This window comes from Stenotrophomonas sp. YJH_SMC_48-3, from assembly GCF_059369375.1.
In genome coordinates, this window is sequence record NZ_JCAFSQ010000001.1 from 592,019 (window position 1) to 604,978 (window position 12,960).

Sequence of the window (12,960 nt, forward strand, 5' to 3'; positions counted from 1 at the left end):
ACGGCCCATGCTTTGTGGCCGTGTTGATGAGGAACTATGGCGCTGGTTTTCAGTGATGACATCTGGGACCGCTGGCGGATGCCCGCCTTGGCGCTGGCCGCCGCAGCGATCATCGTGGTGCCGTGGTTGACACTGCGCCACCTGCAGCAGGACAGCGAAGATGCGATGGCCTGGGTCAATCATACCCAGGCTGTCGGCGTGGCCTTGCAGCAGCTGCAGGCCGATGTACGCGATGTCGAATCGGCCGCGCTGACCCTGTCCAAGGGCGTGGACGCGCCTGGCCTGCGCGAGCGCATGGCCAAAGCCAATGAACTTCCCGGTCGCCTGGCTGAACTGGGCCGGATGACCCGCGACAATCCTGAGCAGCTGATCCGCATCGGCCGCATCGAGTCGATGCTGGAAGGGCGCATGGCGCTTGCCCGCGAACTGGCAAAGTCAGAGCCCAACAGTGACCAGCGCGAGCTGGTGCAGGACCTGAGCACGCGTTATCCGATCCGCGGGCTGGTGGAGGAACTGCAGGCCAGCGAGCAGAAGCTGCTGGCACAGCGCGCCGAGCAGGCCGCCCGCCAGCGCAAGCAGACCGAGTTGGTGTCGTGGAGTTCGCTGGTGGTCCAGCTGGCGTTGCTCGGCCTGGTGCTGTGGCTGCTGCAGCGGCAGATCGGCCGCCGCCTGCACGCCGAGCGGCAGTCATTGCGTTCGGCCGCGCGTGCAGCGTCGGTGCTGCAGACGGTGCGCGAGCCGATCGTGCTGCTCGACCGCGATCTGCGCGTGCAACTGCACAATCCTGCTTTCGCCGAGCTGTATGGTCTGCAGGATGAGCGCGCCGAGGGCCTGGTGCTGGATAACGTCGGCAACGGTGCGTGGCAAGACCCGGTGATGCGCCAGCGACTGTCCGATGTGCTGCTGCGCGGCCGGGAACTCTGGGACTTCGAGCATGAACAGCGCACCGCCGATGGCTTGGTGCGCTACATGCTGCTCAACGCGCGGCGCATGCCGCTGCCGGACACCGATGACGAAGTGGTGTTGCTCACGGTCAGCGACGTCACCGTGCAGCGTGCGGTGCAGCTGCGTGTGGAGGAACTGAACCGCCAGCTGGAAGGCAAGGTTGCACAGGTGTCCGAGGTCAACAGGGAACTGGAAGCCTTCAGTTACTCGGTCTCGCACGATCTGCGGGCGCCGCTGCGCCACGTGGCTGGATTCTCCGACAAGCTGTCGCGCCATCTCGGCGATGCGGCCGATGACAAGAGCCGCCATTACCTGGAAGTGATCTCCAGTTCGGCGCGGCGCATGGCTGCGCTGATCGACGACCTGCTGGTCTATTCGCGGCTGGGCCGTGCGGCAATGCGGCACCAGGCGGTGGACATGCAGTCGCTGGTGGCCGATACCCGCGCCATGCTCGATTCCAATCTGCAGGCCGAGGCTGAGGCCAGCGGCCACGTGCACCAGGTGGAGTGGAATATCGCGCCGCTGCCGATCGTGGTGGGTGACGAGAACATGATCCGCCAGGTCTGGCTGAACCTGCTTGGCAACGCGGTGAAGTACTCGGGCAACCGCGAACCGGCGAAGATCCGCGTGGATTACCAGCCCCAGCCCGACGGCGGCCATCAGTTCACGGTCAGCGACAATGGTGCAGGCTTTGACATGGCCTATGCCGGAAAGCTGTTCGGTGTGTTCCAGCGCCTGCACAAGGCCAGCGACTACCCCGGAACCGGTATCGGCCTAGCCAGCGTCCGTCGCGTGCTCACCCGCCATGGCGGCCGTATCTGGGCCGAGGCCGAACCGGACGTCGGCGCCACCTTCCACTTCTACCTGCCCCCCGCGACCGACGCGGACAAACAAGGTCCCTCTGCATGACGACTCTGCGCACCATTCTTCTCGCCGAAGACAGCCCGGCCGATGCCGAAATGGCGATCGACGCCCTGGAAGAGGCGCGTCTGGCCAATCCCATCGTGCACGTCGAGGATGGCGTGGAAGTGATGGACTACCTGCTGCGCCGCGGCGCCTTCGCCAACCGCGAGGAAGGCCTGCCGGCGGTGCTGCTGCTGGACATCAAGATGCCGCGCATGGACGGCCTGGAAGTGCTGCGGCAGATCCGCGAGCACGAAGAACTCAAGCGCCTGCCGGTGGTGATCCTGTCGTCCTCGCGCGAGGAAAGTGATTTGGCCCGCAGCTGGGACATGGGGGTCAATGCCTACGTGGTCAAGCCGGTGGACGTGGACCAGTTCTTCGGTGCGGTGCAGACCCTGGGCAAGTTCTGGGCGTTGATCAACCAGGCACCGGAACTCGAGTGAGCCCATGCCCCTGACCGGTCCTGCCCTGGGGGCGCTGCGCATCCTGCTGGTGGAGGACTCACCGGAAGATGCCGAGCTGATGTCCGAACAGATGCTCGATGCGGGCCTGGACGCTCGTTTCGAGCGCGTCGAGAGCGAGGCGGAGCTGCGCCAGGCACTGGCCGCGTTCCAGCCGGACATCGTGCTGTCCGACCTGAGCATGCCGGGGTTTTCCGGTGATGATGCGCTGCGCATCGTGCGCGAGACGGCGCCGGAAGTCCCTTTCATCTTCGTCTCCGGCACCATGGGTGAGGAGAACGCGGTGGCGGCGCTGCAGAAAGGCGCCAACGATTACATCATCAAGCACCAGCCGGCGCGCCTGCCGTCGGCGGTGGCGCGTGCGATCCGCGATGCCCGCAGCGCCGTAGAGCGCGCACGGGTGGAGACCGAACTGATGCGCGCGCAGCGCCTGGAAAGCCTGTCGCTGCTCGCCGCCGGCCTCAGTCATGACCTGCGCAACATCCTGCAGCCGCTGCTGATCATGCCGGACCTGTTGAAGGCGCGTACCGACGATCCGCAGTTGCACCACCTGGCCGACGTCATCGCCGAGTGTGGCCGCCGCGGCCACGAGATGGCCGAATCGATGCTGTCGTTCGTGCGCGGTTCGCGCAAGCCGAGCGAGCGTATCGAGATCAAGGGCCTGTTCGATGCGGTGGCCCTGCTGTTGCGCAGCAACGTGCCCGATGCCGTGCGCCTGGAACTGCAGGTGCAGGACGAAGGCCTGGTAGTGGATGCCAACTACACCGAACTGCAGCAGGTCATGCTGAACCTGGCACTCAATGCGATCCAGGCGATGCCCAACGGCGGCCGACTGAGCCTGACCGCCAGCCATGCCGGCCAGCGCGATGGCGTGGACTGGATGCGTATCTGCGTTGCCGATGAAGGCATTGGCATGGATGCGGACACGCTGTCGCACCTGTTCAATCCATTCTTCACCACCAAGGCGAATGGCACTGGCCTGGGCCTGATCTCCTGCAAGCGCATTGTTGAGGGCGCTGGTGGCAGCATCCATGTCAGCAGCCAGCCGGGACAGGGCACCTGCTTCGAACTGCGCCTGCCGATGCACGAGATCATCGACGGCAGCGAGCCGATCGAACAGCTGGTGGCCTTGGGCAGCGGCCAGTCGATCCTGGTGGTCGATGGGGAAGCCACGCGCCTGTCGCTGCTCGGCAACGCGCTGTCCAGCCAGGGCTACCAGCTGCAGTTGGCCTCCGATGGCCCGGCGGCGCTGCGCTGGATGCAGCAGGAGGCAATGCCGGCGCTGGTGATTGCCGATGCCGGCTCCAAGCTGCTGCCGGCCAGCCAGCTGCTGGGCGAGATGGCTGCGCTCGGTTACCGCGGCCCGGCGCTGGTGCTGGAAGACCCTGCGGTGCCGGTCTCGGCCGACGCCTTCCCGGCCGGAGTGGAGGTGCATGTACTGCACAAGCCGCTGCAGATGCAGCAGGTCTTCCGCGCCGTGGCAGAAGCGCTGGGCTGATGCCCCGGTAGCGCCGGCCGGCATCCCTGTGTGCTGGTATCAACGCGGTCGCCGGCCAGCGGTCGGCACTACCGTTCGTCGGTTTCCCAGGGGAACCGCGGCAGGGCGTCCACCGCCTGTTCCAGGCGCCGTGACCAGTTCTGGTGGATATCGGCATACAGCGCTGAATCCGCGCCCAGCCGCAGTTGCCGGCCGATACGCAGTTCACCGTCGCGCAGCAGCGCCAGGTCGATCGGCAGGCCCACCGACAGGTTGGACCGGATGGTGGAGTCCAGCGAGACGATGGCCGTGCGCGCGGCGTCCTCCAGCCGCGTGGTCGGGCTGAGGATGCGATCCAGGATCGGCTTGCCGTACTTGGATTCACCGATCTGCAGGTAGGGCGTCTCCGGCGAGGCGGCAATGGCGTTGCCGAGCGGGTAGATCATGTACAGCCCGGGGCGCTCGCCGGCGATCTGGCCACCGAAGATCAGCGTGGCCTGGGTATTGACCCCGTCATGGCCATGTTCGCTATGGCTGCTGTGCACCTGGCTGTCCACCAGCAGCTGACCCACATACGCGGCGGCTTCGAACAGGTGAGTCATGTCGCGCAGGTTGGGCACGCGCCGCTCTGCGGCGTCGCGGCCCAGGCGCGACACCAGCAGCTGGGTGGTGGCCAGGTTGCCAGCCGCCATCAGCACGTAGGCTGCCTGGCCGGGATATTCGAACACGTGCAGCTTGCGATGCACGCGCACATCGTCCAGCGAGGCATTGGTCCGGGTGTCGGCAGCGAAGACCAGGCCCTCGTCCACCTCGATTCCAACGCAATAGGTCATGTCGGTGCCCTATCATGTGCGTCCCGGATTGTAGGCAGGCCGCCGTGACGACGGCATGTCCACGCCCCCATCGCTGCCACCTTAACCGCATGACCACCGTGCTCCTGAGCCTGGGCAGCAACGTCCAGCCCCGCCGCTACCTCCACGCCGCGGTGACGGCCCTGCGCGAGCGCTTCGGCGCGCTGCAGGTCTCGCCGGCCTACCGTACTGCCGCGGTCGGCTTCGATGGCCCGGCCTTCCTCAACAATGCGGTGGCGATCGAGACCGATCTGCCGCTGCAGGAACTGGACGACTGGCTGCATGCGCTGGAAGACGCGCACGGCCGCGATCGCAGCGGGCCGCGCTTCTCCGACCGGACCCTGGACATCGACGTGGTGTTCTACGGCGACCTGGTGGTGGAAGGCCCCGGCCACCTGCGCATTCCGCGCCCGGAACTGAAGCATGCCTTCGTGCTGAAGCCGCTGGCGGACATCGCGCCGGGCTTCATCGACCCGGTCAGCGGGCAGGACCTGGCCACGCTGTGGCGGGCGCACGCGCAGTTTGGCGAGGCGTTCGAGGTGGTGGACCTGGAATGATGGGTTGTTGTTGCCGCTGCGCTCGCCGGGCATGGCCCGGCGCTACCGGTGGTGCCGGCCGCTGGCCGGCAAGATTTCAGCTGACGGTGCGCCCACCATCCACGCGCAGGGTGTGGCCGGTGACGAAGCTGGCTTCGGCCACCAGCCAGTAGACCGCTTCGGCGATCTCCTCGACCGTGCCGATCCGCGCCAGCGGCGTGCGCGCCAGCAGCGCCTCGCGGGCGAAATCGTCCTTGCCCTGTTCCGGCCAGAGGATCGCACCCGGCGCCACCGCGTTGACCCGCACTTTCGGCGCCAGCTCCAGTGCCAGTGCGCGGGTGGCCATCTCCAGCGCGGCCTTGGCCATGGTGTAGGCGATGTGGTCGCGCATCGGATCGGTGCCGTGCAGGTCGGTCAGGTTGACGATGCAGCCCTGCTGGCGGCGCAGGTAGGGCGCCGCCGCTTGTGACAGCAGCAGCGGCGCACGTGCATTGACTGCATACAGTGCGTCCATCGCCTCGGCGGTGACCTGGCCGAGCGGGGTGGGGAAGAAGTTGGAGGCGTTGTTGACCAGCGCGTCCAGGCGGCCGAAGTGGGTGACGGCCTGTTCCACCAGGTCGGGCAGGGCGTCGGCGTCACGCAGGTCGGCCTGCAGGGCCAGCACGCTGCCCGGCCGCACATTGTCGAAATCGAACGCGGCCTGCTGCAGTTCGGCGCTGGAGGTGTTGGCATGCAGTACCACCGACCAGCCACAGGCGTGGAACTGGCGGGCGATGGCCGCGCCGATCCGGCGCGCGCTGCCGGTGATCAGGACCACGGGGTGGGTATCGCTCATCGAGGGTCCTCCAAGGCTCAGCTATCCTGTGCACATTGTCACCGCATTCGAACACGCCATGCAGCCCACCTTCCCCCTGCCCGAAGCCGATGCCCTGGCCCACAGCGACCAGCTGGCGGCCGCCCTGCGTGCTGAAATCCTCGCGCAGGGCGGGGCCATGCCCTTCTCGCGCTTCATGGAGCTGTGCCTGTACACCCCGGGCTGGGGCTATTACAGCGCCGGCGCCAGCAAGTTCGGTGGCAGCGGTGACTTCACCACCGCGCCCGAGCTCGGCAGCCTGTTTGCCGGCAGCGTGGCCAATGCGCTGGCACCGGTGTTCGCCCAGCTCGGCGCGCAGGCGCGGATGCTGGAGCTGGGCGGCGGCACCGGCGCCTTCGCCGAGGCCGTGCTGCTGCGCCTGGCCGAGCTGGATGCGCTGCCGTCGCGCTACGCCATCCTCGAACCCAGTGCCGATCTGCGCGAGCGCCAGCAGCAGCGTCTGCAGCAGAACCTGCCGGCCGAGCTGGCCGCGCGCGTGGACTGGGTCGACCGCCCGTTCGAAGAGGACTGGGAAGGCGTGGTGTTCGCCAACGAGGTGATCGACGCGCTGCCGACCCCGCGCTTCCTGATCCGCGATGGCGAGGTCTATGAGGAAACCGTCGAGCTGGATGCCGAAGGCAACTTCATCCGTGGTGCGCAGCCGGCCGATATCCTGCTCAACGGTGCGGTGCGCCATATCGAGCGCTACCTGGAAAAGCCTTTCGCCGAGGGCTACCGTTCCGAAGTGTTGCCGCAGCTGCCGTACTGGCTGCAGGCGGTGGCTGGTGGCATGCAGCGTGGTGCGATGCTGTTCGTCGACTACGGCTACAGTCGCAGCGAGTTCTACCAGCACGACCGCGACGAGGGCACCGTGCGTGCGTTCTACCGCCACCACGTGCACAACGACGTGCACCGCTGGCCGGGCCTGCAGGACATCACCGCGTCGGTGGATTTCACCGCGATAGCCGAGGCCGGAATGCACGGCGGTTTCGAGCTGGCGGGCTACTGCAGCCAGGCCAGCTTCCTGCTCGGCAACGGCCTGGACCAGGTGCTGCTGCTGGCCGAGGAACGCACCGACGAGGTCGGCCGCATCCAGTTGCGCGACCAGGTGAAGAAGCTGACCCTGCCGACCGAGATGGGCGAGCGCTTCCAGGCCATCGGCCTGCAGCGTGGCGTCGATTTCGAACCGGCCTTCGAACTGGGTGACCTGAGCTGGCGCCTGTGAGCGAGGTGTTGCCGGTGATCAAGCCGCTGCGGCGGCCGCGGTTGTGGGCCGTGCTGTGGGGTTTGGCCGTGCTGCTGGTGATTGTGGTCTGCCTGATCCCGCCACCGCCGATTCCGTTGCCGGAAAACAGCGACAAGGGCGAGCACTTCGTCGCCTACTTCATCCTGGCCGGCAGCGCTGTGCAGCTGTTCCGCCGCGGCAGGCCGCTGCTGTGGGTGGGCGTGGCCCTGGTGTTGATGGGCATCGGCATCGAGTTCGCGCAGGGCGCACTGACCAGCAACCGCATGGCCGACCCGATGGACGCCATCGCCAACACGGTGGGCGTGCTGGTCGGCATGGTCACGGCCCTGACCCCGCTGCGCGACCTGCTGCTGCGCTGGCGAGGGTGAGGTTCCTGTAGAGCCGAGCCCATGCTCGGCTTTCCGGTTGAAAAGCAGCCGAGCATGGGCTCGGCTCTACAGTAGATCCACGCCATGCGTGGATGGAATCAGTAGATCCACGCGATGCGTGGATCCGGCCGCAAAGCGCCAACCAAGGTTGGCACCTACCTGAGCGTGACCTCATCCAGCACCCACATCGCCGGGCGCGTGTCGCCGGTGAAGTTGATGCACAGGTCACCGGTGCCCTGCGTCCCCTTCGGCAGCGCCGCACGCAGCGTCACGAAGCCATCGGCATCGGGCGTGGCCGGCAGCGGTACTTCGGCCAGCACCTTGCCGCTGCAATCTCCGCGACGCACCTGCATCTCGCCATGCGCGCGCCTCGCTTTTTCGAAGCGACGCTTCGGCTCGTCGTGGGCCAGCTGGAAGTAGTAGGGGATGCGCCCGGCACGGACTTCCACGCTGCCGACGCCGTCCAGCTGCGCCTGCGGCCAGCGCCAGCAGGGCTGGAAGATATCCACGTTGAACACCGCGCGATTTCCTTCGCGCGGGCCATCGTCCTCCAGGCGCAGCACCAGCCCCTTCTTGCCCACGCAGCTGAGCAGCTCATCGCTGCGGCGGCTGAGCAGCGATTGTGCGCTGAACGCCGCGACCGTCGGCTTCGCCGCCAGCATCTGGCCCTGGTAGAACGCGGCGGCCTGCACGGTAGCGGGCAGCTGCGCGGTCAGCGGCTGCTGGTACAGCGGCGACTGCGCCGTCACCGGCTGGCCATCGGTGCTGTAGCGCACTTCATAGCCCAGCGGATTGGCCAGCGACACGGTCACCGTGTTGGCGGCGCGGTTGTTGGTGTAGTCCACGCCCACTTCGAACGGGGTCTGCGCGTAGGCCAGGCCCCAGGCGCGGTAGCGCTGCAGCTGCGCGGGCAGGCGCGCGAGGAAATCGCGGAAGTCGCGATGTTCCGGCGTGCTCCAGCCGGTCTCGGCCACTGCCGCCAGGCGCGGGAACAGGTTGTGCTGCAGGCGTGCGTAGGTGCGCGTGTGCTCGGTGAACATGTTGGCCTGCAGACCGAGAATGTGCTGGCGCTTGTCGGCCGCCAGCTCGGCCGGCACCGGCTCGTAGTTGTACAGCTTGCCGAGGTTGACCTGGGCCGGGCGGCCCGGCGGTTCGTTCGGCGAGGCCGTCTGCAGGTAATCCAGATAGAGGTAGCCCACCGGCGACATGACCACGTCATGGCCAGCACTGGCCGCGGCCAGGCCACCTTCGGTGCCCTGCCACGACATCACCGTGGCCTGCGGTGGCAGGCCGCCTTCGAGGATTTCGTCCCACCCGATCAGGCGCCGGTCGTGCTTCTCCAGGAAGGTCTCCAGGCGCTTGATGATGTGGCTCTGCATGGCCATTTCATCCTTGATGCCCAGTGCACGCATGCGCTGCTGCACCTGCTTCGAGGCTTCCCACTGGTCCTTGACTGCCTCGTCGCCGCCCACGTGCACGTACTTCGCAGGGAACAGTTCGATCACTTCTTCCAGCACGTTCTCGAGGAAGGTGACGGTGCTGTCTTCCACGTTGAACAGGTTCGGGAACACGCCCCATTCACTGATCGGCTTCAGCGGGGTGTCGATCGAACCCAGTTCCGGGTACGCGGCAATCGCGGCGGTGGCATGGCCGGGCACGTCGATTTCCGGAATCACCTGGATATGCAGCTTGGCGGCATAGGCGATCACTTCGCGGATCTGCTCCTGCGTGTAGAAGCCGCAGTACGGATGCTCCTGGCCATTGGCCGGATCGACGCCGCCATCACCCGCCGGCAGGCGGCAGCTTCCCACCTCGGTCAGCTTCGGGTAGCGCTTGATCTCCATGCGCCAGCCCTGGTCATCGGTCAGGTGCCAGTGGAAGGTATTGAGCTTGTGCGCGGCCATCGCATCGAGCACGCGCTTGATCTCGTCCAGGCTCTGGAAATGCCGTGCCGAGTCGAGCATGAAACCGCGCCAGCTGAAGCGCGGCGCGTCCTGGATCTGTACCGCGGGCAGCACGCCGTTGCTTCCGCCCGTGGCCAGCTGGGCAAGCGTGGTTGCGCCGTAGAACAGGCCGGTTTCGTTGCCGGCCTGGATCACCACGCCCTGCGCGGTGCTTTCCAGCGTGTAGCTCTCGCCGCTGTCACGGAAGGTGGGCACGATCTGGAAGCGGATGCCGCCCGGGGCGGCTGCCGTCTTGCCCTTGGCCGGCGTAAGGCGCGGACCGCCACTGCGCGCCAGCAGGTCGGTGAACTGGGTGGCGACGCGCTGCGCGGCTTCGCCTTCGGCGTGCAGCGCGGTATCGGCGCGTACGGTGATGCCGCTGCCCTGGCCGCGCTGCACGGTGGCTGGCGCGGGAATCAGCATCAGGCTGCCGGTGCGCAGCTGCGGGCCGGGTGCTTCGGTGGCCGGCGTGGGATCGGCGGCCAGCGCCGGCAGTGCCGGCAGCAGGGCAATCAGGCTGCCCAGCAGCGCGCTGCGCATCCGGGCGCGGGAAGGCTTGACCATCGGAACGACTCCTTGGAACGGTGCGATGAACGCTATACATGAAAAACGCCGGGCCCGGAATGACCAGGCCCGGCGTGCGTGCACGACTCGGCGATGTTGCCGCCGCTGGATCAGTACTTGAAGCGGAAGTTGAGGTAGTACTGGCGACCGTTCTCATAGAACGCGCTCGGGATCGAGGCGCTCTGGTAGTACTTCAGGGTCGGGTTGTTGAGGTTCAGCGCATCGAAGCTCACGCTCATCCAGTCGGTCGCCTTGTAGCTGAGCGACAGCGACAGTGTGCCGAAATCATCCTGGTAGTACGGGCTCGCGCCCTTCAGACCGATCAGGAACGAGGACCGGTAGGTGTAGCTGACGCGCGCACCGAAGGTATCATTCTCGAAGTAGGCACCCACGTTGTAGGTGTTCTTCGAGGTACCCAGCAGGTTGTTGCTGCCGTCTTCCCAGGTGTGGGAGGTGCTGCCGTCGGCGTAGGTGTAGTTGGCGTTCAGGCCGAAGTTCTCACCCAGCGGCTGTTCGTAGGCGAACTCCATGCCGTAGACCTTGCCGTCGGCGTTGACCGGCACGGCGACCTGGTAGGCCTCCAGCTGGTTGCTCAGCTCGCTGTACAGCATCTGGGTCTGGGTGCCGAAGGCCACGTAGTCCTTCAGGTTCATCGAGTACGCGCCCAGCGACACCAGGCCGCGCGGCATGAAGTACCACTCCAGGTTGGCGTCGAAGTTGGTCGACAGCACCGGCTTCAGCTTCGGGTTGCCGCCACCGCCGACCTTGGTCAGGTCCGAACCCCAGGACGATGCGCCCAGTGCCGAGAAGTCCGGCAGGGTCTGGGTCTGCGACGCGGCGAAGCGGAACACCAGGTCATCGGCCAGATCGAACTTCAGGTTCGCGCTGGGCAGGATGCGGTCGTGCTTGTTTTCGAACGACAGCGCCTTCCATTTGCCGAACAGGCTGCTGACGTCGGCGTTGGCGATATCGCTGACCGCCTGGTAGGTGTCGATGTCCTGCTTGATGTTGACGTAGCGCAGGCCGACGTTGCCGCTCCAACGGTCGCCGCTGAAGTTGGCCTGGACATAGCCGGCGAAGTTCTTTTCGGCCACCTTCCACTCGGCGCCATAGTTGTGGCGACCGGTCGGGCCGTCATTGCCGGCCAGCCAGGTGGAGTTGTTGAGCACTGCGTCCTTCAGCGCACCGGGGGTGTAGTACCAGATGTTGCGCGGGAAATTGCCGCCGATGCCGCCGGCGAAGCCACCCGGGAAGCTGCCGGTGGGGGCGCCCTTCAGTGCGTCCCAGATCGCGCCCGGCGTTGCCCCTTCCGGCGACAGCGCCTCGCGCTTGTGGTCGGCATAGCGCACGCCGAAGTCGAGCGAGTTCAGCACGCCGCCATCGTTGAAGTACTGATTGAAGTCCGCCGTGAACCACTTTTCCTTGTCTTCGGCAGTGACTTCCTGGTTGCCCCAGGTGCCGAAGCTGGTCACGCCGTTCGGGCTGATGTCACCGCCGACGTTCCAGTCCACCGGCGAACCGTTGCCGTGGGTGGTCCAGTTGGCGCCGCCGCCGTCAGCCACGGTCACTTCCGCGATGAACTGGCGCGGCGTGGTGCCGGTGCCCTTGGTGCTGCCGGCCTGGAACTTGGCGTTGAGGCTGTCGTTGATCTGCCAGTCGGCATCGAGGGTGATGTAGTTGCTCTTGGCGGTGGCCTCGCGGTAGATCATGTCGTACACCGCGTACGGCGTACCGGCGACGCCTGCGAAGTTGGCGTTGGTCAGCACGCCATCCTTGACCACATAGCCTGGCAGCGGGGCCTGGCCCGGGCGGGTGATCACGCCGGCGTCGTCCTTGTCGTCGCCCATGATCTTGCTACCCCACAACATGAAGTTGCGGTTGTAGTTGTTGGCTTCCATCTTGGAACTGAAGCCTTCCAGGCCCAGCGTCAGATTGTCGGCCGGCTTGAACTGCAGTGAGATCAGGCCACCCTTGCGCTCGCGGGTCTGCTCGAACAGGGTCGAGCCGAGCAGGGCGGGCGCATAGACACCGGCCAGGTCCGGGTTGGACTTGGCTACGGTGCCGTTCGGGTCGATCTTGAAGAAGCCCGACGGGATTTCCTGCGCTTCACGACGCAGTTCACGCTTCTGGCTGAACCCCTGCACCATCACGCCGAAGGTGCCGTCGTCGTTCTTGTAGTTGAACAGGCCCGACAGCTGCGGGTCGGTCGACTTGGCCTGGTCCGAGCGCACCGCGCCGATCGAGGCTTCAGCGGTGATCTGCTTGGAAAATTCCAGCGGCTTGCGGGTGAGGATGTTGACGGTGCCGGTGGTGCCGCCGTCCTGCAGCTTGGCCTGCGAGGACTTGTTCACCTCCACCGAGCGCACCAGTTCCGACGGCAGCAGGGTGTAGCTGACGCTGCGGCCGACATTGCTACCTTGGCTGAGCACGAACCAGTCGGCCGAGCCGACGCTGTGGCCGTTGATCAGGGTCTGGGTCAGGCTCGGGCTGGTGCCGCGCAGGCTGACACGGTCGGCTTCATCGAAGCCACCTTCGTCGGCGCTGGACGAGCTGATGTTTACGCCCGGCAGGCGCTGCAGGGTATCGGCAACATTGTGCGCGGGCAGCTTGCCCACGTCTTCGGCGGTGACCACTTCCACGCGCGCATTGGCTTCGCGCTTGGTGTCCAGCGACTTTTCCATCGAGCCACGGATGCCGGTAACGGTCACGGTGTCCAGATCGGTGGCGGTCGGGGCCGCCTGCTGCGCGTGCGCACTGAAGGCGATGCAGCTGACGATGGCGGCCGAAAGCAGGGTCTTGCGGGTGTTCATGAT

At 66.4% G+C, this 12,960-nt stretch carries 10 protein-coding genes; 6 read left to right on the forward strand and 4 right to left on the reverse strand.

The genetic code is table 11. The features are described from left to right. Window positions 1–36 precede the first annotated feature (36 nt). From AC5P65_RS02725 to AC5P65_RS02735, 3 genes are read left to right on the forward strand one after another with little or no spacing between them, the layout of a single operon-like run. Window positions 37–1,854 carry a sensor histidine kinase gene (locus AC5P65_RS02725; RefSeq protein ID WP_019660667.1) on the forward strand — a complete coding sequence of 606 codons (1,818 nt, stop codon included), beginning with the start codon at window positions 37–39 and terminating at the stop codon, window positions 1,852–1,854. Continuing rightward, window positions 1,851–2,291: a response regulator gene (locus AC5P65_RS02730; protein WP_005411057.1), complete on the forward strand. Its 441-nt coding sequence runs from the start codon at window positions 1,851–1,853 to the stop codon at window positions 2,289–2,291. The genes AC5P65_RS02725 and AC5P65_RS02730 overlap by 4 nt, the downstream gene beginning before the upstream one ends. A gap of 4 nt (window positions 2,292–2,295) precedes the next feature. After that, window positions 2,296–3,807, forward strand: a complete 1,512-nt coding sequence (locus AC5P65_RS02735; RefSeq protein WP_111098688.1) for an ATP-binding protein — start codon at window positions 2,296–2,298, stop codon at window positions 3,805–3,807. Window positions 3,808–3,875: 68 nt separating this feature from the next. On the opposite strand, the gene AC5P65_RS02740 is transcribed toward AC5P65_RS02735, so the two are convergent. Continuing rightward, a complete protein-coding gene (locus AC5P65_RS02740) occupies window positions 3,876–4,619 on the reverse strand; it encodes a proteasome-type protease (protein WP_019660665.1) in 744 nt (247 codons plus the stop codon). A gap of 89 nt (window positions 4,620–4,708) precedes the next feature. Here AC5P65_RS02740 and folK point away from each other — a divergent pair, with 89 nt between their 5' ends. Further along, a complete protein-coding gene (gene folK, locus AC5P65_RS02745) occupies window positions 4,709–5,194 on the forward strand; it encodes a 2-amino-4-hydroxy-6-hydroxymethyldihydropteridine diphosphokinase (RefSeq protein ID WP_012481279.1) in 486 nt (161 codons plus the stop codon). A gap of 76 nt (window positions 5,195–5,270) precedes the next feature. Here the strand turns inward: folK and AC5P65_RS02750 are convergent, their stop codons facing one another. Beyond that, complete coding sequence (locus tag AC5P65_RS02750) at window positions 5,271–6,008, reverse strand: pteridine reductase (RefSeq protein ID WP_019660663.1); 738 nt, start codon at window positions 6,006–6,008, stop codon at window positions 5,271–5,273. A 58-nt stretch (window positions 6,009–6,066) separates the two neighbouring features. Between AC5P65_RS02750 and AC5P65_RS02755 the strand changes: the two genes are divergently transcribed. Further along, a complete protein-coding gene (locus AC5P65_RS02755; protein WP_111098705.1) occupies window positions 6,067–7,251 on the forward strand; it encodes a class I SAM-dependent methyltransferase in 1,185 nt (394 codons plus the stop codon). Then, window positions 7,248–7,640 carry a VanZ family protein gene (locus AC5P65_RS02760; RefSeq protein WP_021204674.1) on the forward strand — a complete coding sequence of 131 codons (393 nt, stop codon included), beginning with the start codon at window positions 7,248–7,250 and terminating at the stop codon, window positions 7,638–7,640. Before AC5P65_RS02755 ends, AC5P65_RS02760 begins: the two co-directional genes overlap by 4 nt. 155 nt (window positions 7,641–7,795) lie before the next feature. On the opposite strand, the gene AC5P65_RS02765 is transcribed toward AC5P65_RS02760, so the two are convergent. Next, complete coding sequence (locus AC5P65_RS02765; protein ID WP_111098689.1) at window positions 7,796–10,147, reverse strand: family 20 glycosylhydrolase; 2,352 nt, start codon at window positions 10,145–10,147, stop codon at window positions 7,796–7,798. Between the two features lie 110 nt (window positions 10,148–10,257). Continuing rightward, on the reverse strand, window positions 10,258–12,957 hold the full coding sequence (locus AC5P65_RS02770; protein ID WP_021204672.1) for a TonB-dependent receptor: 2,700 nt from the start codon (window positions 12,955–12,957) through the stop codon (window positions 10,258–10,260). Window positions 12,958–12,960 lie beyond the last annotated feature (3 nt).